20 protein-coding genes are annotated in these 22,745 nt (G+C 54.3%); all 20 read left to right on the top strand.

Going from position 1 to position 22,745, the window contains the following annotated elements; genetic code table 11:
* The first annotated feature begins 82 nt into the window (after positions 1–82).
* On the top strand, positions 83–313 hold the full coding sequence (gene fin, locus ABH899_RS27235; protein WP_009671878.1) for an anti-sigma-F factor Fin: 231 nt from the start codon (positions 83–85) through the stop codon (positions 311–313).
* Positions 314–440: 127 nt separating this feature from the next.
* On the top strand, positions 441–3,962 hold the full coding sequence (mfd, locus tag ABH899_RS27230) for a transcription-repair coupling factor (RefSeq protein ID WP_042235299.1): 3,522 nt from the start codon (positions 441–443) through the stop codon (positions 3,960–3,962).
* A complete protein-coding gene (locus tag ABH899_RS27225; protein ID WP_009671918.1) occupies positions 3,949–5,109 on the top strand; it encodes a peptidylprolyl isomerase in 1,161 nt (386 codons plus the stop codon). Before mfd ends, ABH899_RS27225 begins: the two co-directional genes overlap by 14 nt.
* Before the next feature lie 232 nt (positions 5,110–5,341).
* Complete coding sequence (spoVT, locus tag ABH899_RS27220) at positions 5,342–5,884, top strand: stage V sporulation protein T (protein WP_009671922.1); 543 nt, start codon at positions 5,342–5,344, stop codon at positions 5,882–5,884.
* Positions 5,885–6,042: 158 nt separating this feature from the next.
* Positions 6,043–6,585, top strand: coding sequence for a stage V sporulation protein T (gene spoVT / locus ABH899_RS27215; protein WP_370001950.1), 543 nt, complete (start codon positions 6,043–6,045; stop codon positions 6,583–6,585).
* A gap of 44 nt (positions 6,586–6,629) precedes the next feature.
* On the top strand, positions 6,630–8,429 hold the full coding sequence (locus ABH899_RS27210) for an oligosaccharide flippase family protein (RefSeq protein ID WP_370001948.1): 1,800 nt from the start codon (positions 6,630–6,632) through the stop codon (positions 8,427–8,429).
* 108 nt (positions 8,430–8,537) lie between these two features.
* Positions 8,538–10,019, top strand: a complete 1,482-nt coding sequence (yabN, locus tag ABH899_RS27205) for a bifunctional methyltransferase/pyrophosphohydrolase YabN (RefSeq protein WP_370001947.1) — start codon at positions 8,538–8,540, stop codon at positions 10,017–10,019.
* Positions 10,020–10,133: 114 nt separating this feature from the next.
* The gene (locus ABH899_RS27200) at positions 10,134–10,406 is read left to right on the top strand and encodes an HU family DNA-binding protein (RefSeq protein ID WP_009671911.1); all 273 of its coding nucleotides are present in this window, start codon (positions 10,134–10,136) and stop codon (positions 10,404–10,406) included.
* Positions 10,406–10,666, top strand: coding sequence for an RNA-binding S4 domain-containing protein (locus tag ABH899_RS27195; protein ID WP_009671920.1), 261 nt, complete (start codon positions 10,406–10,408; stop codon positions 10,664–10,666). Before ABH899_RS27200 ends, ABH899_RS27195 begins: the two co-directional genes overlap by 1 nt.
* Positions 10,667–10,787: 121 nt before the next feature.
* Positions 10,788–11,069, top strand: coding sequence for a sporulation protein YabP (yabP, locus tag ABH899_RS27190; RefSeq protein WP_009671862.1), 282 nt, complete (start codon positions 10,788–10,790; stop codon positions 11,067–11,069).
* A complete protein-coding gene (gene yabQ / locus ABH899_RS27185; RefSeq protein ID WP_370001943.1) occupies positions 11,066–11,647 on the top strand; it encodes a spore cortex biosynthesis protein YabQ in 582 nt (193 codons plus the stop codon). Before yabP ends, yabQ begins: the two co-directional genes overlap by 4 nt.
* Before the next feature lie 55 nt (positions 11,648–11,702).
* On the top strand, positions 11,703–12,044 hold the full coding sequence (locus ABH899_RS27180; protein WP_370001942.1) for an FtsB family cell division protein: 342 nt from the start codon (positions 11,703–11,705) through the stop codon (positions 12,042–12,044).
* A gap of 106 nt (positions 12,045–12,150) precedes the next feature.
* Entirely contained in the window at positions 12,151–12,633 is a 483-nt protein-coding gene (locus ABH899_RS27175; RefSeq protein WP_016424266.1) for a S1 domain-containing RNA-binding protein, read from the top strand.
* A gap of 331 nt (positions 12,634–12,964) precedes the next feature.
* Positions 12,965–15,457 carry a stage II sporulation protein E gene (gene spoIIE / locus ABH899_RS27170; RefSeq protein ID WP_218231775.1) on the top strand — a complete coding sequence of 831 codons (2,493 nt, stop codon included), beginning with the start codon at positions 12,965–12,967 and terminating at the stop codon, positions 15,455–15,457.
* A gap of 242 nt (positions 15,458–15,699) precedes the next feature.
* The gene (locus tag ABH899_RS27165) at positions 15,700–16,419 is read left to right on the top strand and encodes a vWA domain-containing protein (protein WP_009671875.1); all 720 of its coding nucleotides are present in this window, start codon (positions 15,700–15,702) and stop codon (positions 16,417–16,419) included.
* Complete coding sequence (locus ABH899_RS27160) at positions 16,403–17,323, top strand: protein kinase domain-containing protein (protein WP_009671868.1); 921 nt, start codon at positions 16,403–16,405, stop codon at positions 17,321–17,323. Before ABH899_RS27165 ends, ABH899_RS27160 begins: the two co-directional genes overlap by 17 nt.
* Positions 17,324–17,407: 84 nt before the next feature.
* A complete protein-coding gene (gene tilS, locus ABH899_RS27155; RefSeq protein WP_370001939.1) occupies positions 17,408–18,925 on the top strand; it encodes a tRNA lysidine(34) synthetase TilS in 1,518 nt (505 codons plus the stop codon).
* A 40-nt stretch (positions 18,926–18,965) separates the two neighbouring features.
* Positions 18,966–19,505 (top strand): hypoxanthine phosphoribosyltransferase, encoded by a 540-nt coding sequence (gene hpt / locus ABH899_RS27150; RefSeq protein ID WP_009671909.1) that lies wholly within the window; start codon positions 18,966–18,968, stop codon positions 19,503–19,505.
* A gap of 95 nt (positions 19,506–19,600) precedes the next feature.
* Entirely contained in the window at positions 19,601–21,577 is a 1,977-nt protein-coding gene (ftsH, locus tag ABH899_RS27145; protein ID WP_370001937.1) for an ATP-dependent zinc metalloprotease FtsH, read from the top strand.
* Positions 21,578–21,790: 213 nt separating this feature from the next.
* Positions 21,791–22,729 (top strand): quinolinate synthase NadA, encoded by a 939-nt coding sequence (gene nadA, locus ABH899_RS27140; RefSeq protein WP_370001935.1) that lies wholly within the window; start codon positions 21,791–21,793, stop codon positions 22,727–22,729.
* The last annotated feature ends 16 nt before the right edge of the window (positions 22,730–22,745 follow it).

Here is a 22,745-nt window from a genome sequence, read left to right as displayed (position 1 = left end):
AAATTACTTCCAGAGTTGGCTAGGATTTTAAAAGTAGGGCCATACTAAGGAGTAATCGAAACCTGCAGGGAGGCATACATTGATGTCAGTAAAATATATTTGCCGTCATTGCCAATCGTCTATCGGGGAAATCAGCCGGGATCAAGTGAGCGAATACCAGCTCGGTTTCCATTTCTTGACCCCCGAAGAACGGAGCGATATAATAGCGTATAACATGGACGGGGGCGTTACGGTCAAGGTGGTTTGCGATTACTGCAAGCAGGCACTGGACGCCAATCCGGAGCTTAACCTGATCGGCAGCCCGCTGCAGTGACCGATTCCGGCCGCTGCCCGCGCGCTGCTTAGGGCGCTTATCCCGTACTCCGGACATGTGCAAAAATTGTGTCATGACAGCCTAGGCAAGCGCCGAGGCTTCTTTTTGTGAGAGGAGTGTACTTGATTTGCAAGCTTTAATACAGGCTTTTTCAACGGACCGCGATTTTCAAAGTGTGATTACGGGTATTCGTTCCGGCATGAAAGAGCAGTTGATCGCCGGATTAACCGGCTCCTCTCGTCAGGTGATGCTTGCCGCACTGATGCAGCAACTCGAGCGTCCGCTTCTCATCGTTACGCATAATATGTTCTCCGCCCAGAAGATCTTCGAGGATTTAAGCGAATGTCTTCCGGAAGACGGGGTTCTCTTATATCCCGCACAAGAGCTGCTTGCCGCCGAAGCGGCTATTGCCAGTCCTGAAATGCTGGCGCAGCGGATCGATGTGCTGACCAAACTGGCCGGCGGATACCGGGGAGCGGTCATTGTGCCGTATGCCGGATTCCGCCGGTTGCTTCCGACGAAGGAAACGTTCAAGGAAGCCCAGCTCACCGTACGTTTGGGGGATACGATTGACCTGGAGGAATTTCTGACCCGTCTGACCGAGCTGGGTTACGAGCGTGTGGAGCGGGTGGAAGCGAAGGGGGAAATGAGCGTCCGGGGAGGCATCGTGGATTTATTTCCGCTGACTTCTTCCACGGCCGTCCGGATCGAGTTATTCGATGTGGATGTGGATTCTATCCGTACGTTCGACGTATCGGACCAGCGCTCCATCGAAAAGTTGGATTCGTTCGTAATCCAGCCGTGCCGGGAAGTGCTCTTAAATAGAAAGCGTTTTCAGAGCGCTGCTCAGCATGCTTACGAACTTCTTCAGACCCAGCTTGCCAAAATGACGGACCGTCAGGCCAAGGACAGGCTGCTGGAAGGAATCGGACATGATATTGAACTGCTCCGAGAGGGGAACACCTTCCAGGGGCTGTTCAAGTATGTCTCGCTGCTCTATCCGGAGCGGCAGACTCTATCCGATTACATGCCGGAAGATACGGTGCTGCTCGTTGACGAGCCGGCCCGGCTCGTGGAAACCTCCAAGCAGCTGGAGCGGGAAGAGGCGGAGTGGGTGACGAGTTCCCTTCAGGACGGGAAGGCCCTCCCGGCCCTCACGCTTTCGAAGCAGTTGGAGACCCTTATGCAGCGCCGCACTTATCCGACGCTTTATATGTCGCTCTTCCTGCGCCAGGTTCCGCAGACCCAGCCGCAGAACATTGTCAATTTCATGTCCCGGGTCATGCAGAATTTCCATGGGCAGATGAACCTTCTGAAAGCGGAAATGGAACGCTGGAAAAAGACGGGCAGCCGCGTTATCATCTTAGCCAACGGTGAAGAGCGGATGGACCGCGTCCGCCGTGTGCTCGGGGACTATCAAATCGATGAACCCGAGATTATGAACGGAAACCTGCAGACCGGCTTCGAGCTGCCGTCCATTCATCTCGTCGTGATTACGGAAGGTGAGATGTTTACACAGAAGCAGCGGAAAGCGCGCAAAGTAGACAAGAAAATCGAGAATGCCGAGAGAATCAAAAGCTACCAGGAGCTTAAAGTCGGAGACTACGTCGTTCACGTTAATCACGGGATCGGGAAGTATGTCGGAATCGGCACTCTTGAAGTCGGGGGCATTCATAAAGATTATTTGCATATTGTCTATGCGGGCGGCGACAAGCTGTCCGTCCCGATCGACCAGATCGATCTCATTCAGAAATATGTCGGTTCGGAAGAGAAAGAGCCGAAGATATACAAGCTGGGCGGGGCCGACTGGAACCGCGTCAAGAACAAAGTGCGGACCTCCGTCAAGGACATCGCCGACGATCTCATCAAGCTTTACGCGGACCGTCAAGCGACAACGGGATATGGCTTCAGCTCCGATTCCGCCTACCAGCAGGAATTCGAGAGCATGTTTCCGTATGACGAAACGACGGATCAACTCCGGGCAATTGGGGAAATTAAGAAGGATATGGAAAAACCGCGTCCGATGGACCGGCTTCTTTGCGGAGACGTCGGTTACGGCAAGACGGAAGTGGCTATCCGTGCCGCTTTCAAAGCGGCTATCGACGGCAAACAGGTCGCTGTCCTGGTGCCGACGACGATTTTGGCGCAGCAGCATTACGAGACGTTCCGCGAGCGCTTCTCGGGATACCCGTTCAACATCCAGGTGCTGAGCCGGTTCCGTTCGAAGAAAGAGCAGAATGAAACGACCAAGGGTGTCAAAGCCGGTACCGTCGACATCGTAATCGGAACGCACCGCCTGCTGTCCCAGGATCTGAAGTTCAAAGACCTGGGGCTGCTCATCGTCGATGAGGAGCAGCGTTTCGGCGTCTCGCACAAAGAGAAACTGAAGCGGCTGAAAACGAATGTCGACGTGCTGACTCTGACCGCCACGCCAATCCCGCGCACACTCCACATGTCGATGCTGGGGGTTCGCGACCTGTCCGTCATCGAGACGCCGCCGGAGAACCGCTTCCCCGTACAGACTTACGTGCTGGAATACAGCACAACGCTCGTACGGGAAGCGATCGAACGCGAGCTGGCGCGTGAAGGACAGGTGTATTTCCTGTTCAACCGCGTCCAGGGGATCAACCAGATGGCCGAGCAGATCTCCATGCTCGTGCCGGAAGCCCGCGTGACCGTTGCGCACGGGCAAATGTCGGAGCAGGAACTCGAGAAAACGATTCTCGACTTCCTGGACGGCGAGTTCGACGTGCTCGTAAGCACGAGCATCATCGAGACCGGCGTCGATATCCCGAACGTGAATACGCTGATCGTGCATGACGCCGACAAGATGGGCTTATCCCAGCTGTACCAGCTGCGGGGCCGGGTCGGCCGTTCCAACCGGATCGCCTACGCGTACTTTACGTATCAGCGCGACAAAGTGCTGAACGAAGTGGCGGAGAAACGTCTCCAGGCAATTAAAGAATTTACAGAACTTGGGTCCGGATTTAAAATTGCCATGAGGGACTTGTCCATTCGCGGAGCGGGCAATCTGCTCGGAGCCGAGCAGCACGGGTTTATCGCTTCCGTCGGATTCGACCTGTACTCTCAGATGCTGAGCGAAGAAATCGCCAAGCGCAAGCTGGAGCTGGACGGAGAGCAGGCGGAGCCCGAGAAGGAATGGATCACGCAGCTTGACCTTCACCTGGATGCTTACCTGCCGTCGGATTACATTTACGACAGTATGCAGAAGATCGAGATTTACAAGAAAGTGGCGAATATCCGCTCCTTCGCGGAAGCGGAAGATTTGGATGAGGAATTGGTGGACCGGTTCGGCGATTTGCCGCCTGCCGTTTCCAATCTTTTGGCCGTAGCCAGATTGAAGGTGTATGGAGCCGAATATAAAATCGAATCCATCTCCCAGAAGGGCGACGACTATCAGATCAAGATTTCTCCGGACGAGACGGAAAGGCTGGACGGTCAGAAGCTGTTTACGATTTCGAACGGCTTCGACGGACGCGTCAAGCTGATTGCCGGGCCTCAGATTCATGTTCATATCCGCGGCAAAGGGCTGTCCCCCGAGGACACAATCGCATTGGTGGAGCGTTTTCTGTTACAATACAGGGAAGCCTTGAAAACGAAGGGAGAATTGCAGAATGCAACACAATAAATCAGGTTGGGCCAAAAGCAAGTGGCTGCTGCTTGCCGTATTAGTCCTTGTTTTGGCCGTGGCCAGCGGATGCGGCAAGAAGGACGAAGGAAAAGCCGGCACGCCGGAAGAGGTTATCGCCACTTACAAAGACGGGGGTAAAGTGACCCGCGGAGAGTTTGACAAACTGCTTTCCTTCAACCGTCTCCTGTATCCGGAATACGCGCAGTTCGAAACCGACCCGGCTTACCAGCAAAGCATGCTGGAGCAGTATATCATGCTGAAGGTTCTTTCCGGACGTGCGAGCGATGACGTGAAGAAAGAAGCGGACAAGCAGGTAACCGAGCAGGTTACGCAGCTGAAAACTTTCGTGGGCGCGCAAGAAGGCGGCCTGGAGAAGAAGCTGAAAGACGCGAAACTGGAAGAGAAGGACATTGAGGACCTCTTGAGACTCAGCGTGTATTCCACGAGCCACTTGGAGAAGCAGGTCACCGACGACGAAATCAAAGCGGAATACGAGAAGGCCAAAAAAGCGGACCCGAACGCCTACGATGTAGCGACTGTCCGTCATATTCTCATCGGTCTTAACGATCCGGCTACGAATAAAGAGCTCCGTACGAAAGAAGAAGCTTTGAAGCGTGCAAAAGAAGTGCAGCAGAAGCTGAAAAACGGCGGAGACTTCGACGCTCTTGCCAAAGAATACTCGGATGACCCGGGTTCGAAAGATAAAGGCGGCAAGTATGAAAACGCCAAAGTCAGCCAGTGGGTAGCCGGATTCAAAAAAGCGGCCCTCGAGCTGCCTTTGAATACGATCAGCGATCCCGTTGAGACCGATTACGGCTACCACGTCATGAAAGTGGAATCCCGTAAAACCGAAACCGTAGAAGACGCCAAGAAAGAGCTGGCCTCCAACCTGGCGCAAGTGAAGATGCAGGAGTTCGTAACGAAGGAGCTTCCCGGCTTGATCGAAACGAACAAGCTTCCTAAGCCGACTCCGACTCCGGCTCCATCGGCCAATCCGAGCCCGGCACCTGGCGCCAGCACGGAACCGAGCGGCACGCCGGCTCCGACAGGCAGCCCGTCTCCACAGACGACGCCTACCGCGGCGCCGACCGACGTGCCTGGAGCGACGCCTCCGGCCGCAAGCCCTTCGCCGGCGGCGAAGTAAGCGGATCTGCGAAGCCTGGCGGCAGATCATTGATGTCACGAAAGCCATCTCGTCCATCCGGACGGGATGGCTTTTTATTTTACGTGGATGGAAAGAGGGAAATGTATAAGAATATGGGGGCGGATGAATACTATGGTCAGAATCGAATCGCTACACCCTTCTCTTTTAAATACACGCAGATCGGCGTCCAGTCGTATCCAAAACTTCAAGTGAAAGTGGGGCAACAAGAGTCATGAAAGCAACTGGAATCGTTCGTCGCATTGATGACCTGGGCAGGGTCGTCATTCCTAAGGAAATACGGCGCACACTGCGCATCCGGGAAGGCGACCCGCTCGAGATATTCGTCGATCGCGACGGTGAAGTTATCTTGAAGAAGTATTCCCCGATCGGCGAATTAGGGGATTTTGCCAAAGAATATGCCGAGTCTCTCTATGAGAGCACCAATCATATCACACTGATTACGGACCGGGATACGGTTATCGCGGTAGCGGGCGGTTCGAAGAAAGAGTATATGGACAAGCAGATCGGGCAGATCGTGGAGACCACCATGGAAAACCGTAAACCGACGATCGAGAGCGGTTCGGGTACATACGAAATCTCCAAAGACAATCCCGAAACTTACAGCTCTTTCGTCATCGCTCCGATTGTTGCGGGCGGAGATCCGATCGGTTCGGTTATTCTGATGAGCAAGGACGAAGAAGTCAAGATGGGCAACATGGAATCGAAAATGGTGGAGACTGCAGCCGGTTTTTTGGCGAAACAAATGGAGCAGTAACCGAAAGCTTCCCTTACTTGGAAACCAATTCCGGAGGTAAGGGGGCTTTTTTTGTTTTATGAGGAAATTTATATATAATGGGAAGAGTCCTCTTTAATCCGTATTTTTTCAAACATCCTAGTGTAAACCCCCAGAAGGAAAGCGAGGCTTTAAGCAGTATGAAAGCGACAGGTATAGTTAGACGCATAGACGATTTAGGACGGGTTGTCATTCCGAAGGAGATTCGGCGCACCATGCGCATCCGGGAAGGCGATCCCATGGAAATATTCGTGAACCCCGACGGCGAAGTCATTTTGCAAAAATATTCTCCGGTCGGTGAACTTGGAGATTTTGCGCTGGAATACGCGGAGTCGTTAAACGAGAGCACCGGGTATCAAGCGGTTATATCGGACCGTGAGACCTTCATCGCAGCGGCAGGCCGCGGACGTAAAGAATATGACGGCAGACCGGTGGGCGAGCAAGTGGAGAGCGCCATGAACGGAAGACAGACTATCGTGCAAGCAACGGCCGGCATTTACGAGCTGGTTAAGGATGCGGCAGATGCTTACGGCTCGTTCGTCATTGCACCGATCATTCATAACGGGGATGCCATCGGCGCCGTTCTGTTAGTCAGCAAGGAAAATGATGTGGTCATGGGAAAAACCGAGCGGATCATGGCCGAAACGGCCGCTTCCTTCTTGTCCAAGCAAATGGAAGTGTAGATAGACATAGGCACATTTAATCTTTTATCGCAGGAGAGACGTCCATGTCCACGGAAAAGGGAACGCAGGAACAGACTGTGACAGTCGGAAGCTCCCGGCTCCTTCAGGGCGCCGCGTTACTGGCCGCCGCGGCGGTATTCTCCAAACTGCTCGGAACGCTCCAGAAAATTCCGCTGCAGAATATAGCCGGAGACGGGGCTTTCGGCATTTACAATGCCGTCTATCCGCTGTACCTCCTGATTCTTTTTCTGGCGACGGCGGGTTTTCCGATCACGGTCGCAAAATTCGTCCAGGACCGGGCAGCCGCACGCGATCATGCAGGGGCGAGGCGGGTGGCGGCAGCTTCCGCTCTGCTCCTGACAGGAACCGGCGTGCTTTGCTTTCTCTTGCTGTATTTCGGAGCCGATGCGCTTGCGGGCTGGATAGGAACAGCGGCTGCAGCGCCGGCCATCCGCAGCATTTCGTACGCGCTTCTGCTGGTTCCTGTACTCTCGGTTCTGCGCGGTTATTTTCAAGGCTATCAGAACATGGTCCCCACCGCGGTGTCCCAGGTAGCCGAGCAGACGGTGCGCGTGCTTACGATGGTTCTTCTTCTGCTGTACCTGACCGAACAAGGTGCGGGAGACGGCGATATTGCCGCCGGAGCGACATTCGGTTCCGCAACGGGGGCAGCGGGAGCCTTGCTTCTGCTTCTGTTCTATTGGCAGAGAAGCCGGGAAAGAAGGGCTGGGAATCCGGCTGAATTAACGTTGGTGGAAACCGCGGATCATTCCGACTCCTTTGAAGCCCCGCATAGCGCGGGCAAGAGGCTTGAACGATCGGCTGATGAGAAACCGGCCTCTATAGGAGAGGCAGCCCAAGCTGAGGCGACCGGCCCTGTCGGGACCAAAGAACCGCTTGGCCGGCTCATGGCCTCTATCGGTGCTTACGCTCTGCCGATCTGCCTCGGCTCGATCATGACGCCGATTCTCAATCTCATCGACGCCTTCACCATTCCCCGCCTGCTGCTCGGCGGAGGAGCGGATCCGGCTGAGGCGATGCGCCAGTTCGGCCTGTACAACCACGGCCTGCCCTTGGTTCAGGCCGTGACGATGGTCGCGTCCTCGCTGACGGCCGTGCTGGTGCCGGCAATCGCCGCTGCTAAGGCGGCGGACCCGGCGCAGCTGCAAATCCGCACGGAGCGGACCGTGCGGATGACGGGCCTGCTCGGCCTGGCGGCGGCCGCCGGCCTCGCCTCTCTCACCGTGCCGGTGAACGTGATGCTCTATCAGAGCGGAGAAGCGTCCGGCACGATGGCTCTGCTCGCGCTCACGGCGCTGTTCGGCACGCTCAATATCGTGCTTGCCGGAGTGCTGCAGGGCCTCGGCGCCGTGAACGCTCCCGCGCTGCACCTGCTCGCTGCAGCCGCCGTCAAGATCGGCGGCAGCCTACTGCTCGTGCCGCGCTGGGGAATCGCCGGCGCAGCCGTGTCGGCGGTGCTCGCGTTCGCGGCCGCGTCCGCCCTCGGCCTCGCCGAGGTGCGGCGGCTGACCGGCGCTCCGCAGCGCTGGCGCGCCTCGGCCCTGGCGCCGTTTGCCGCCGCAGCGCTCATGTGCGCCGCTCTGGGCGCGCTCCAGCTCACGGGCGGGCCGCTGCTTGGCGCCGTGGCGCCGGGTCTCGGCTCGCGCGGACAGGCCAGCGTATTGGCGCTGGCCGGGGTGGTGCTCGGCGCGGCCGTGTACGCGATCGCGCTGCTGCGCTTCGGCGCCGTGAACCGCGCGGAGCTTGAGCAGCTCCCCGGCGGCGGCAAGCTGGCTTCGGCGCTGACGAAGCTGCGCCTGCTCCCGCAGGGGGAGCGGCTCTAGGAGCGAGCCGCGGCCCCGTGATAGACCGCGCCGTTTCGGCGTAAAATAGCTGCGAATCAACCGGCTCCGCTTAAGCGGGAACCGGAATACGCGTGGGAGGCAAGGACTATGACGCAAGGAATTACGGTTCTCGGACTCGGTTCCGGGGACGAAAACCAGCTCACGCTCGGCGTGCTGCGCCGTTTGCAGCAGGCTCCGAAGCTGATTCTCCGCACCGATCATCACCCGGTTGCCGCCTATCTCCGGGCGGAGGGGATCCGGTACGAGACCTTTGACGCGATTTACGAAGCGAAGGACCGCTTTGACGACACGTATGAAGCGATAGCGGCCTCGCTGCTGGAGTCGGCCCGTACAGAGGCTGTCGTGTATGCCGTTCCCGGACATCCTATGGTGGCAGAATACACCGTGCAGCTGCTGAGGGCGAAATGTCCGGACGCGGGCATTCCGCTGGAGATCGTGGGCGGGGAAAGCTTCCTCGACCAGGCGTTTCTCCGGTTCGGCTTCGATCCTATCGAAGGGATGCAGCTTCTGGATGCGACGGACCTGCGGCCCGGCATGCTGAACCCCCGCTTGCATACGGTTATCGGACAAGTGTACGATACATTTACGGCGTCGGATGTGAAGCTTACGCTGATGGAGCTTTACCCGGACGATTACACCGTCTTTGCGGGTCACTCCCTTGGCGTTGCGGGGGAAGAATCGGTTGTCCGGATTCCTCTTTACGAGCTCGACCGGATCGAGGGCTACGGCAACCTCTCTCTTGTATGGGTGCCGCGCAGCGACCGCGACGAACTCCGCAACCGTACATTGGAGCGGCTGCATGAAATTGTGGCGATTCTCCGCAGCCCGGAAGGCTGCCCGTGGGATCGCGAGCAGACGCATGCCAGCCTCCGCAAAAATCTCATCGAAGAAGCGTACGAGGTACTGGAGACGATCGATGAGGACGACCCCGACCACATGTGCGAGGAGCTCGGTGACCTGCTGCTGCAGGTGATGCTCCATTCCCAGATGGAAGAGGAGACCGGCGCATTTACCGTCTATGACGTAATCGCGGGTCTCAACGAGAAGCTGATCCGCCGTCATCCGCACGTTTTCGGTACGGAAGGAGCGGAAAATGCTGAAGAGGCTCTTGCCAACTGGCAGCAGATGAAGGACGAGGAGAAGCGCCGCAAAGGGATTGACCCTTCGAAGCAGTCTGCTTTGACGGGAGTGCCCAAGGATCTGCCGGCTCTGATGAAAGCTCTGAAGCTTCAGAAGAAAGCGGCCGTCGTCGGTTTTGACTGGTCCGAGGTCGGAGAAGTGATCGGCAAAATCACCGAGGAACTCGGTGAAGTGCAGGAAGCAATGGAAAACGGTGCGGCGGCGGAGCGCCTGGACGAACTCGGGGATCTGCTTTTCGCCGTCGTCAATCTGTCACGTTTCCTGAAAATCGATCCGGAAGAAGCGCTGGCTTCGACTAACCGCAAGTTTGTACGCCGTTTCCAGTACATCGAAGAGCTCCTGGAAGCCCGGGGCAAGTCCCTGGCGGAGGCGGATTTGGCAGAGATGGAAGAATTGTGGCAGGAAGCAAAAAAACTTCAATCCACGTAGGTTTTTCAGCAGGATTTCCCAAGCTGAGCAAGAATACTTAGTTTCGGAAGCGGCTTTCCTGTGAGATTCAAAACCAGCTACACATTGTCATTCACTTTAGGAGGTATTCGAATCATGAACAAAACAGATCTGATCAACAACATTTCCACAAAGAGCGGACTCACCAAGAAAGACGTGGAAACCGTCCTTAACTCTTTCCTCGGTGAAATTACGGACGCGCTGTCCACAGGAGATAAAGTTCAGCTGATCGGCTTCGGTACATTCGAAACCCGCAAACGCTCCGGACGCACGGGCCGCAACCCGCAAACCGGTCAAGAAATTTCTATTCCGGAATCGAATGTTCCTGCTTTTAAAGCGGGCAACAAGCTTAAAGAAGCCGTAAAATAATGAGACTCGACAAGTTTTTAAAAGTATCCCGGCTGATCAAACGCCGTACGGTGGCCAAAGACGTCTCCGATCAGGGGCGTGTCTGGATCAACGGGCGGGATGCGAAACCGAGCTCGACGTTGAAAGTAGGCGACGAGCTTACCATTCAATTCGGGCAGAAGAAAGTGACCGTTCGCGTGGAACAGCTGACGGAGTCGACTCGTAAAGAGGATGCGGCTCATATGTACACGCTTCTGCGGGAAGAAGCGAATAACGGATAACCAAGAGGCTGAAAGGCGGCTTATGCCGACTTAGGCCTCTTTTTTACGTGTTTCCGGGTGTTCTAAAAACGGACATCCTCCCATATCGTAGTGGTAGGAAAAGCTGTAGGGGGGACTCGCCATGATGGAGGCCGGAAAGACCAAACGGCAGGAAGTGAAAATGCTCAACCGCAAGCTGCTCGAGATCTCCGGGGTGAAGAATGTGGAGAGCTTTGACAGTGAGGAATTTTTGCTGGAGACGGACTGCGGGTTTCTGCTCATTAAGGGCCAGAATCTGCATATCAAGAATTTGAGTCTGGAGCAGGGACTGGTGGCGATAGAAGGATACGTCAACGCCTTGTCTTATGTGGACGCAAATTCCCCGGAGAAAAACAAGGGATTTCTGGGTAAGCTGTTCAAGTGACACTGAACGTCCAGTTTTTAACCTTGTGGTTCATGTTCGTCAGCGGGATGGGGCTGGGGATGCTCTACGACGCCTTCCGGGTGGTGTTCGTGCAGCTGCGGCTGCCGCGCTGGACTTTCCCGCTTGCGGATGTGGTTTACTGGATTACGGCGACCGTCTGCGTGTTCGGGACGCTCGTGCACAGCAATCAGGGACAAGTCCGATTCTTCGTCTTTGTCGGGTTAATTATCGGCCTGCTGGTCTACATGATGACGCTGAGCCGTACCGTCCGTAAGGTTATTGCGGGCCTGATCCGGGCCGTTAAATGGCTCCTCCGCTTTTTCAGGCGAATGTTTACGCTGCTCTTTATCAAGCCTGCGATCGGGTTATACAAGCTGGCCTGGGTGCTGCTGGGCTTTTTGGCGGCGCTGGCTATGTTCCTGTTCCGAGTTGTGGTACAATTGGTTTACCCTGTGTGGAAACTGCTGCTTTGGCTGACACGTCCCCTGTACAAGCATTTACGGGTACCTGCCCGAGTGCTGCGGTGGTTAAATTTTTTAAAGCAGCTGTTTCAGAAGTGGTTCCGCAAGGGTAAGTAACCGGGCATGGGTCGAACTGTATATGGCCCTGCACGATCAGGAGGCTCAGAGATTAATGCCTGTTCCACCCAAATCAACGCAGACGCAACCTAAATCGAATAGCAAAGGCACGCGCCGCAGATTCCGTATTGCCGCCGTCATTCTGCTCGGTTTTCTGACGTGGGCGGGAGTTACATTCTGGGGACAACATGGCAAGATCAGCGAGAAGCGTGCAGAAATGCAGCAGATCAAACTGGAGTTAACCGATGAACAGAAGCGTAAAGCGGACCTTCAGCAGGAGATTGCCCGTTTGCACGACCCTGAGTATTTGGAGCAAGTCATCCGCAGCGAGTTGAATTATGCCCGCGCAGGAGAAACGCGTTTTTTTATACCGACGTCCAAATCACAAAATCCGTAAAATCGGATTATTTGGGCTTTTCTCCATGTTGACCGTCTATTCAGCAATGGGGTATAATCGGCATAGCCATTCTTTTGAACAATTTAAGGGAGGAACATTGTATTTTATGGCAATAGAAGTGGGCAGCAAATTAGAAGGAAGAGTGACCGGGATCACTCACTTTGGGGCATTTGTCGAGCTTGAACAAGGTGTCACCGGATTGGTGCATATCTCGGAGATTGCCGACAACTACGTGAAGGATGTCAACGACCATCTCAAGCTGGAAGACAAGGTTCTGGTCAAGGTCATCAACGTGGACAAGGACGGGAAAATCGGCTTATCCATCAAGCAGACGATTGAAAAGCCCGCTGAACCTGCTCGCCCTGAAAGACAAGGCAATGGCAAGTTCGACTCCCCTCGTTCCGGAGATCGTGGCGGATTCGGTAACCGTGGAGACCGCGGCGGACGCGGTGGCGGCTTCCGTAACGCACCCGGCAAATTGTCTTTCGAAGACAAGATGAACCGTTTCCTCAAGGACAGTGAAGAGCGCATTTCTTCGCTGAAGAAGCAGGACTCCAAGCGTGGCGGACGTGGCGGACGCCGCGACTAATTGTTCCTCGCTCTACTATTTACACAAATTTACAACCACATTCCGTTTCGGCGGATGTGGTTTTTTTGCGTCGATTAACATGCGGTTATTCGGGGAATCGACACAACCTTACCGCATACGCATCCCATTTACCGGTGACAAGCTCCCGCCGCTTCGGAACGGCTGTTCGGAAGGGAGAAGCCAAGCCCCCATGGGGTAGGCATTCGCGCCGACCTGACAGGCCCCCTTTTTTTGTCGGAAATTTCTTAAACTCTAGTAACTCATTGTGACAAAATCTATGATAGAACCCACCTATAATAAACACCACTAAGAGAAATGGTGGTGTCTGAACATGGAAAAACGAAATGGTGCACTTTCCATCGGTCTGCAATGGGCAGGCGCGGTGCAGCGGACGAAATCGGCAGCTCAGGGCAGAGTGGCGGAAAACAGACTCATTCAATCGTTTGTAGCCAAGAAATGGTCTATCCTGCTCCTGCTGATGGCCTTTCTGCTGGGGAGAGCCATGATCCTTGAGGAGCTTGCTCCGTTTTCGATAGCTTTTTTTGCGGTCATGTATTTCCAGCGCCGTGATTTGCTTCTATGGACAGGCGTGTTTCTATTTGCCGGAAGTTTACTGGCCGTACAACCTCAGAGCGGGTTTATCCTGACCGAGATGATCGTGTTTCTCCTCATCCAGAAAGGATTGGAGAAATACGAGCGCTCGGATATCTCCCTGGCGCCGGTGCTCGTCTTCATCACAACGCTGCTCGTGCAGATGTTCGCTCACTTGGTCAGCTCGGACCTCTCCTGGTACTCCTTGACAATGACGGGAGTGGAATCGGTGCTGAGTCTGGTGCTTACGCTTATTTTTGTACAAGCGGTGCCCGTCTTCACGCTGACCCGCAAAAATTATCAGCTCAAGCATGAAGAGATCATTTGTCTGATCATTCTGCTGGCGTCCATGATGACCGGCACCGTGGGCTGGACGCTCGGACCGGTTACGGTCGAGCACGTTGTCTCCCGTTACCTGATTCTGTTATTCGCACTGGTGGGCGGAGCGCCGTTCGGAGCCTCGGTCGGTGTGGTGACGGGTCTTATCTTAAGTCTCGCCAATACCAATGCGATTTACCAGATGAGTCTGCTGGCCTTTTCGGGCATGCTGGCGGGCCTGCTGAAGGAAGGCAGACGGATGGCGGTAGCCTTCGGCATGCTGCTCGGCTCGTCGATCCTCTCCATTTATATCGGGACGCAGGGGGAAGTCATGAACTCCACCTGGGAATCCGTTGCGGCGGTAGCGCTTTTCCTGCTCACACCCAAGAGCGTTCTCCAGACGCTGGCCAAATACGTGCCGGGTACCCAGGAGAACCTCAAATCCCAGCAGGATTACGCCAAACGCGTCAGGGATATTACGGCCGGCCGGGTCGAGCAGTTTTCACAGGTGTTTATGCAGTTGGCCCGGAGTTTCAAACAGCTTACGGTCGAGAGCCAGCCGGTACCTAAGGAAGAGGAGATCAGCCATTTCATGGAGGCCGTTTCCTGCCAGACCTGCCAGATGTGCCCGAAGCGGGTCCGCTGTTGGGACCAGCGTTTCTATCAAACGTATCAATTTATGACGAGCATGATGACGGAAATCGAGCTGAATCCGAATTTCTCGCGGAAGCAGATTCCGATAGATTGGAAGCAGGCCTGTACGAAGCCGGATCAGGTGCTGGATGTTATGAAAAACCAGTATGCGAAGTATCAGAATGATATGCACTGGAAAAAGCAGATTTCGGACAGCCGTCAGATTGTGGCGGATCAATTAAGCGGTGTGTCCCAGGTCATGGAGGATTTGGCTAAGGAGATCAAGCGGGAGGGCCAGGAACTCTTTCTGCAGGAGGAGCAGATTCGTCAGGCTCTGGAGGATCTCGGGCTTTCCATACACAGCATTGATGTTATTTCGCTGGACGAAGGTAACGTGGAGATCGAGATCATCCACCAATATACAAAAGGCTTCGATGAGTGCCGCAAAATCATAGCGCCTCTGTTAAGTGAAATTCTCGGAGAACATATTGCGGTGAAAAATGAGGAAATGCTCCCGAGGGGTGAAGGTTACAGCACGGTATTGTTCGGCTCCGCCAAAGAATTCGAAGTGGAAACGGGGATCGCGGGAGCAGCCAAAGGCGGAGAACTGCTGTCCGGGGACAGCTTTTCCGTAGCGGAGCTGGGCAACGGCAAATTCGTCGTGGCGCTGAGCGACGGAATGGGCAACGGCGAGAGGGCCAGAGCGGAAAGCTCGGCTGCGCTTACTATTTTGCAGCAGCTTCTTCAATCGGGCATGGACGAGAAAATCGCGATCAAATCGGTCAACTCCGTTCTGCTTCTGCGTTCTTCCGACGAAGTGTATGCGACGGTGGATATGGCTCTAATTGATTTGTACAGCGCAGAGACGACCTTTATGAAAATCGGGTCCACACCGAGCTTCATTAAAAGAGGCAGCGAAGTGATTCCGGTGATGGCTAACAACCTGCCGGTCGGCATTCTGCAGGACATCGAAGTGGACCTGCTGTCGCGATCCCTTCAGCACGGCGACCTGCTGATTATGATGACTGACGGCATTTACGACGCACCCGGGCATGCGGTCAACAAAGAAATCTGGATGAAGCGGGTGATTCAGGAAATCGATACGGACATTCCGCAGGACTTTGCCGATAGACTGCTTGATCGTGTTATGCGCTGCCACCACGGGGAGATTATCGACGACATGACCGTGGTCGCGGCGCGTGTCGAGAAGCATCAGCCGGAATGGGCAACTTTCCGCTGGCCAGGCGTTAACCGGATCGAGCGGCCGAAGGTGGTGAGCTGAGCGCCCCGATAACGATAGAACGGTGACCTGCCAGTATATAAATAGAAAGGAGGCCGAATGCTGAAATTCGACAAATGCAGCCGTGCAGCGGAGTATCCTAACGGGTGCCCCGCTGCTTTTTCTTGAAAAGGTCCCGCCACCCGATCGACCGGGCGACCAGCCTCTAATTTTTCCCCCTATGATTAGAATCTCGCAGACTTGGCGAAACTAGTAAGAACATTCATAGGTTGGAGGCGGAAGAGATGAAACAGATCCTACTAATCACCGACGGCTGTTCGAACGTCGGAATCAGCCCGGCGGCCGCTGCGGCGGAAGCGCGCGCGGAAGGCATTACCGTCAACGTGATCGGTGTCGTTGACCAGGGCGAGCTCGGCCTGCTCGGCGCCGAGGAAATCCGCGAGATTGCGAAAGCCGGAGGCGGCATGAGCCGGATCGCAACCCCGCAGCAGCTGTCGCAGACCGTGCAGATGATGACGCGCAAGACCGTGACGCAGACGGTGCAGCAGGCGGTCAGCCGGGAGCTGCAGAGCATACTCGGCAGCGGGGACATGACCGAGCTGCCTCCTGCACAGCGCTCCGAGGTCGTGCGCGTCATAGACGAGCTTGCGGAGAGCGGTTCCCTCCGCGTCGCGCTGCTGGTGGATGCCAGCGCCAGCATGAAGCCGAAGATGGCCGCGGTGCGTGAGGCCATCTCCGATCTGCTGCTGAGTCTCAAGGCGCGGAGCGGAACAAGCGAACTGTCGGTTTTTCATTTTCCGGGACGGCATGACGGTGATCCTGATGTGGAAATGGATTCGGGCTGGACGTCAAATCTTGCAAATCTGGATAAGATGTTCTATAAATTAAACATGAAGGGCACCACCCCTACCGGACCTGCCATGCTGAAAGTGGCGGCGTACGTATCGGGTAAACCTATCTATTCAGACGATGAGGACGGGATGCTGCGTGACTACGTCGTATGAGCCCGCCCTGCCGCTCGGTACGACCCTCAAGGGGATCTGGAACGGCAGAACTTATACGGTTGTGCGCGGGCTGGGTTCGGGAGCGAACGGCCAAGTGCTGCTTGTACGCAGAGGCGAGCGCCGGTATGCGATGAAGATCGGATACGATCCTCTCGACCATCAGTTCGAAGTAAACGCCCTGCAGTCCCTTTCCAAAACGGATACGTCGTTCAGCCGATTTTTGCTGGATGCCGACGATGCGGAATTCGAGGGACGCCGCTTGTCGTTTTTTATCATGCCTTACATACAAGGTCTTTCTTTATCGAAATACATACGGACCTACGGCAAGGACTGGATTTACGTGATCGGATCGAATCTGCTTAAAAAGCTTACGGAGCTGCACCGCAGCGGGTTTATCTACGGAGATCTGAAATCCGACAATCTCGTTCTTACGGAGCATGGAAGCGTGGAGCTGATAGATTTCGGCGGCATGACGGCCAAGGGACGTGCGGTTAAGCAGTTTACGGAGATTTTTGACCGCGGCTACTGGTGTGCGGGAGAACGGGTTGCGGAGGAGAGCTACGATTTGTTTTCGTTCGCCGTTCTGATCATCAAAACACTGGATGAACGCGACGCGTTCCGCCCCGCCCTGCAGGAGCTTCCACAGAACCGGAATATCTCCATGCTTGAGGATATCGTCAAAAGCAGCGAGCGGATGAAAGGCTTGGCTCCTTTTTTGCTGAAGGCTCTGAATAACCGGTTTGCTTCTTCCGAAGAAGCGCTTGCCGTATGGAGGGAACAAGCCAAGAAGGCGCGCGGCATCAAAGTCCCGGCCGAACGCAAAGAAGCCCCCGGGATTGTTCTGTTTTTGACGATATCCTTGATTGTTTTGCTGGGAACGATCGTTTACTTTTATCTGGACTGAAAAAAGGTCAAGACTTCCGCCCTTTCTTTACAAGGGCCGATTAACAGGGTGCTGCGGCAGTTGACGGAAAGCGGGGAAACAATCATGGAAGGGAAGCGGCAGCCCAGAGAGGCTAACCATAGGGAGCCCGGCAGCAAAGGATTGGACCCGGGATTCCGGGTCCGTACGGCCGTCGAGAGCCGTATCGCCGAAGAGAAGCTGCTGGAACCGGGCGATACCGTCGTTGTAGCCGTGTCGGGAGGACCGGATTCGGTTGCGCTTCTTCATTTGCTGCACGGGCTGTCGGGTTCAAGGAATTGGCGTCTCGTCGTAGCGCATGTCAATCACCGATTCAGAGGGGAAGAGTCCGACCGTGAAGCGGCATTCGTCGCCTCCTTTGCGGAGCGTCTCGGATTGCCCTGCGAGTCGGCTTTTATTGATGTGCCTGCTTATATAGAAGAAACAGCCTTGAACTCTCAGGTCGCGGCGCGGCGGAAACGGTATGAGTTCCTTTTTGAGACGGCTCGCAAGTATGGCGCAAGCAAAATCGCGCTTGCCCATCACGCGGACGATCAGGCCGAGACGATTCTGATGCGGATTTTACGGGGCACCGGGCCCGGAGGATTAACGGGAATACCCGTGCGGCGAGCCGAAAAAAAAGTGGAACTCGTCCGGCCTATGCTTCGTATATACAAGAAAGAGGTAATTAGTTATTGTGATTTCCTGGGGCTCGCTTACTGCCGGGACAGCAGCAACGATTCGCGGAAGTATTTCCGGAACCGGATACGGCTGGATGCGATGCCTTATTTGCGCCAATATAACGATCAGCTTCCGGAGTCCTTGAATCGGCTGGGTGAAATCATGACGGCCGAGAACGATTATATGGAACACGAAGCTGACCGCGTGTATGCTTCCGTCGTCAAGACCGAGGCGGGTTCAGCGAGCTTGGATCGGGGTGATTTTGTTCACTTGCACGTCGCTTTACAAAGGCGTGTGATTAAACTAATATTAAATTATCTCGCTTTTCAAGAGGAAAACGTCGATTATGCAAGATTAGAGGCGATTCGTACGGCAATTGTGCAGGACAGTCCCTCCAATCTCACATGGCCAATCGACGGACGTATTGCCTTGATTCGTGAGTACGAACGTATCTGTTTTCGATCCGAGACATCAGCCAGGTCGGGGGATGCGGCTTTTTTGCATCAAGTGGACTTGCAGCAGCCGTTTCTGCCTATTCCCGAAGCCGGAATGACCTTTGGTTTTACGGCCGAGGAGCGGGATGGAGTCGGCGGCGCCGATATTCCGGCACCCTGCCCCGACGAGGCTTGGTTTGACCTTGATGTCCTTCGGATGCCGTTGTCGGTGAGAAACCGGCAAGCCGGGGACCGTTTGGACGTGTTTGGTTTAAACGGCACCAAAAAAGTAAAAGATATTCTCATGGATGCCAAAATACCGCCCAGCCGCAGAGACCGGCTTCCGCTGCTTATGGATGCAGAAGGAAGGGTTCTGTGGATACCGGGCGTTCGTCGTTCCCGCCATGCGCTTGTCGGACCGGGAACCGTACGTTGGCTGCACATCCGGATTGAGCCCCCGGTGACTGAGGGAAACGGCCTTGGAGAATGATTTGTCACAGTTTTCATATTATTAAGTAGGGGGAGCATCCTTGTTTAACGACATTCAAGAAGTTTTTTACTCGGAGGAACAAATTCAAGCTAAGGTACAGGAGCTTGGAGCCCAGATATCCAAAGACTTCGAAGGCCGCAATCCGCTTGTGATTTGTGTGCTTAAAGGAGCTTTTATTTTCATGGCGGACCTCGTGAAGCAGGTTACGATTCCGCTTGAGCTTGATTTTATGGCGGTATCCAGCTATGGACAATCGACCAAGTCGTCGGGCGTCGTCAAAATCATTAAAGATTTGGACGTGTCCGTAGAAGGACGTCACGTACTGATCGTCGAAGATATTATCGACAGCGGTTTGACCCTGAGCTACCTCATTGACGTGCTTGAGAGAAGAAATGCCCAGTCCGTGTCTGTGGTTACTCTGTTCAACAAACCTGCCAGACGGTCCGTCGATCTGCAGCCCGATTATGCCGGTTTTGAAATTCCGGATGCGTTTATCGTAGGCTACGGGCTTGATTATGCCGAGAAATACCGCAATCTTCCTTACATCGGTGTTCTGAAACCAGAGATTTACTCTTCTTAAGAACACCCGGGTATGTCCCACGGCCGGCTTTGTTGTGATGCTAAGACATGCTGTGGTAAAATATAAAAAGTGTGTCGTTTGAGAGGAGGTAGCGGATGAATCGCTTTATCCGGAATACCGGTTTTTATTTATTGATTTTCCTGGTAACAGTCGGTATTGTGCATTTCATTAGTACGCAGAACGATCAAAAAGAAGCGATTACCTACAACCAGTTCCGGCAGGAATTAACGTCCAAGAACGTCGAGAAGCTTCAAATTAAAGTCGACGGGGGCACGTACCTGATCAACGGGCAATACAAGAATCCTAAGGCGGCGGATAAATCTACATTCGTTACCCGTGGTCCATTTGATTCACGTGTAGTAGAGCTGATCGAAACAGCGGGGGTTCAAGAAGAGTATCTGAAAATGGAAGGCGACAGCGTTTGGATTTCGTTCCTGACGTCCATCATTCCGTTTGTGATCATCTTCGTCCTGTTCTTCTTCTTGATGAACCAGGCTCAGGGCGGCGGCGGCAAAGTCATGAATTTCGGCAAGAGCCGTGCACGCTTATATAATGAAGAGAAAAAGCGCGTCACGTTCGAAGACGTGGCCGGCGCGGACGAAGAGAAACAGGAATTGATCGAAGTCGTCGAATTCCTTAAAGATCCGCGCAAATTCTCTGCAGTAGGAGCCCGCATTCCGAAAGGCGTGCTTCTCAACGGTCCTCCGGGGACCGGTAAAACCTTGCTTGCCCGTGCTGTTGCGGGTGAAGCCGGAGTTCCGTTCTTCTCCATCTCCGGTTCCGACTTCGTGGAAATGTTCGTCGGTGTCGGTGCTTCCCGTGTACGGGATCTCTTCGAGAATGCGAAGAAGAACGCGCCTTGTATTATCTTTATCGACGAGATCGACGCCGTCGGCCGTCAGCGGGGCGCAGGCCTCGGAGGCGGACACGACGAGCGCGAGCAGACGCTCAACCAGTTGCTCGTCGAGATGGACGGATTCGGGGCGAATGAAGGAATCATCATCGTCGCGGCTACCAACCGTCCGGACATTCTGGACCCGGCACTTCTCCGTCCGGGACGTTTCGACCGTCAAATTACGGTTGACCGTCCGGATGTGAAAGGCCGCGAAGCGGTCCTCAAGGTTCACGCGCGCAACAAGCCGCTGGCCAAGGACGTAAGATTGGACTCCATCGCGCGTTACACCACCGGCTTTACGGGTGCCGACTTGGAGAACCTGCTTAACGAAGCGGCGCTTATCGCAGCGCGCCGCAACCGCAAAGATATCTCGATGGCCGAGGTCGAAGAAGCTTTCGACCGTGTTATCGTAGGTACGCAGAAGAAAAGCCGCGTAATCAGCGAGCGCGAGAAGCGTACGGTAGCTTACCATGAATCCGGTCACGCCATCATCGGTTACTATGCCGAGAATGCGGACATGGTTCATAAAGTAACGATCGTTCCCCGCGGCCGCGCAGGCGGTTACGTGATGATGCTTCCTAAAGAAGGCGAAGACCGGATGATGCAGACCAAGAACGAGCTGCTCGACAAGGTCACCGGACTTCTTGGCGGTCGCGTTGCCGAAGAAATCTTCATCGGCGAGATCGCGACAGGAGCATACAGCGACTTCCAGAAAGCGACCGGAATCGTTCGCAAGATGGTCATGGAATTCGGTATGAGCGACAAGCTCGGCCCGATGCAGTTCGGCAGCAGCCAAGGTCAAGTATTCCTGGGCCGCGATATCGGTCATGAGCAGAACTACAGCGATGCGATCGCTTATGAAATCGATCAGGAAATGCAGCTGATCATCCGGGAGTGCTACGACCGGGCGAAGCAGATCCTGAATACTCATAAGGACAAAGTTCACCTTGTCGCTCAAACGCTTCTCGAAAGAGAAACGCTCGATAAGGAACAGATCGTGGAGCTTCTTGAGAAAGGTCAGATTTCGGGCAATGAGGATATAAAAGTTACGATCCAAGGACAGGATGACAGCGTTAAGCCGGAACCTGCACCTGAAATCGAACTGAAAACCGAAACGCCTGAACGGACCAAACTCAATCCGGATAAACCGGATGATGAAGGCAACAACCAGGCATAGCCGATAGAACTGAGCATACAACCGGATGTCCCCGCGGACGTCCGGTTTTTTCATTTTAGCGGCCGGATTTGCGGATTGACACGTCCATGCATGTTGTGTAAATTTAGTTGTGATACTTGAATTGCCTTTTACAAAGAGTTCACAAGGGTGAGAAGGCGATCGCCATAGCTATTGAACATAGGGCGTGCCGCTTCATATAAGGAGGATGCATTCATGGAGGCATTGGCTCTCGAAAGAAAAGCCGAGCAGAACAGACTGCTGAAAGAGCGAATTTTAGAGCTTAAGAAAGAACGCAATGCCATTATTCTCGCTCATTACTACCAGCGTGACGAGATTCAGGAAGTCGCCGATTTCCGCGGGGATTCATTTCTTCTGGCTCAGAAAGCCGCTGAAACCGATGCAGATGTTATCGTTTTTTGCGGAGTACACTTTATGGGGGAAAGTGCTAAAATTCTCGCTCCTACCAAGAAGGTGATTATTCCCGACGAACGGGCCGGCTGCCCAATGGCCGACATGGTGAACGTGGAAGGATTGCGGGCTCTGAAGAAAGAGCACCCCAATGCGAAGGTAGTCGCTTACATCAACACGTCAGCGGAAGTGAAGTCCGAAACGGATATCTGCTGCACATCCGCAAATGCAAGAAAAGTCATCGAATCGATCGATGCCGAGGAGATTATCTGGGTACCGGATAAAAATTTAGGCGACTATGTATCAAAATTCACAAACAAAAAAATGATTATCTGGGAAGGCTACTGCAACACCCACGATATGCTGACCGTCAAAGATGTCGAGGAAATGAAGGCGGCTCATCCCAACGCGCAATTCGTGGTTCACCCGGAATGCCGACCGGAGGTTGTAAAGCTTGGAGATTTTGTGGGCAGCACGACGGCTATCATCAAGTACTGCCGTGAATCCGATTGCCAGGAGTTTATCGTCGGAACGGAAGACGGAACAGGCTATCAGCTTCGTTTAGACAGCCCTAATAAAACTTTTCATTTTGCCACGAAATATCTGGTATGCCCGAATATGAAAGTAAACAATTTGAAAAAAGTCGTCCGGTGTCTGGAAACCATGCAGCCTGAAATTTATGTAGCACCGGAAGTGGCTGAAAAAGCAAAGCTTTCCTTAGAGCGCATGTTACAAGTTAAGTAGCATGCGCTACTCTCTT

The organism is Paenibacillus sp. RC84 (assembly GCF_041260495.1).
Taxonomy (GTDB): domain Bacteria; phylum Bacillota; class Bacilli; order Paenibacillales; family NBRC-103111; genus Paenibacillus_F.
This window is presented reverse-complemented; position numbering and strand designations above follow the sequence as displayed.

Bases quoted from the DNA above. Each gene is read 5' to 3' on its own strand.
- ABH899_RS27165 (WP_009671875.1), top strand. From the start codon at position 15,700: ATGAAACAGATCCTACTAATCACCGACGGCTGTTCGAACGTCGGAATC.
- tilS (WP_370001939.1), top strand. From the start codon at position 17,408: ATGGAAGGGAAGCGGCAGCCCAGAGAGGCTAACCATAGGGAGCCCGGC.
- ABH899_RS27175 (WP_016424266.1), top strand. From the start codon at position 12,151: ATGGCAATAGAAGTGGGCAGCAAATTAGAAGGAAGAGTGACCGGGATC.
- yabP (WP_009671862.1), top strand. From the start codon at position 10,788: ATGATGGAGGCCGGAAAGACCAAACGGCAGGAAGTGAAAATGCTCAAC.
- spoIIE (WP_218231775.1), top strand. From the start codon at position 12,965: ATGGAAAAACGAAATGGTGCACTTTCCATCGGTCTGCAATGGGCAGGC.
- ABH899_RS27180 (WP_370001942.1), top strand. From the start codon at position 11,703: ATGCCTGTTCCACCCAAATCAACGCAGACGCAACCTAAATCGAATAGC.
- ABH899_RS27200 (WP_009671911.1), top strand. From the start codon at position 10,134: ATGAACAAAACAGATCTGATCAACAACATTTCCACAAAGAGCGGACTC.
- ABH899_RS27225 (WP_009671918.1), top strand. From the start codon at position 3,949: ATGCAACACAATAAATCAGGTTGGGCCAAAAGCAAGTGGCTGCTGCTT.
- spoVT (WP_370001950.1), top strand. From the start codon at position 6,043: ATGAAAGCGACAGGTATAGTTAGACGCATAGACGATTTAGGACGGGTT.
- ABH899_RS27210 (WP_370001948.1), top strand. From the start codon at position 6,630: ATGTCCACGGAAAAGGGAACGCAGGAACAGACTGTGACAGTCGGAAGC.
- ABH899_RS27195 (WP_009671920.1), top strand. From the start codon at position 10,406: ATGAGACTCGACAAGTTTTTAAAAGTATCCCGGCTGATCAAACGCCGT.
- ftsH (WP_370001937.1), top strand. From the start codon at position 19,601: ATGAATCGCTTTATCCGGAATACCGGTTTTTATTTATTGATTTTCCTG.
- nadA (WP_370001935.1), top strand. From the start codon at position 21,791: ATGGAGGCATTGGCTCTCGAAAGAAAAGCCGAGCAGAACAGACTGCTG.
- yabN (WP_370001947.1), top strand. From the start codon at position 8,538: ATGACGCAAGGAATTACGGTTCTCGGACTCGGTTCCGGGGACGAAAAC.
- fin (WP_009671878.1), top strand. From the start codon at position 83: ATGTCAGTAAAATATATTTGCCGTCATTGCCAATCGTCTATCGGGGAA.
- spoVT (WP_009671922.1), top strand. From the start codon at position 5,342: ATGAAAGCAACTGGAATCGTTCGTCGCATTGATGACCTGGGCAGGGTC.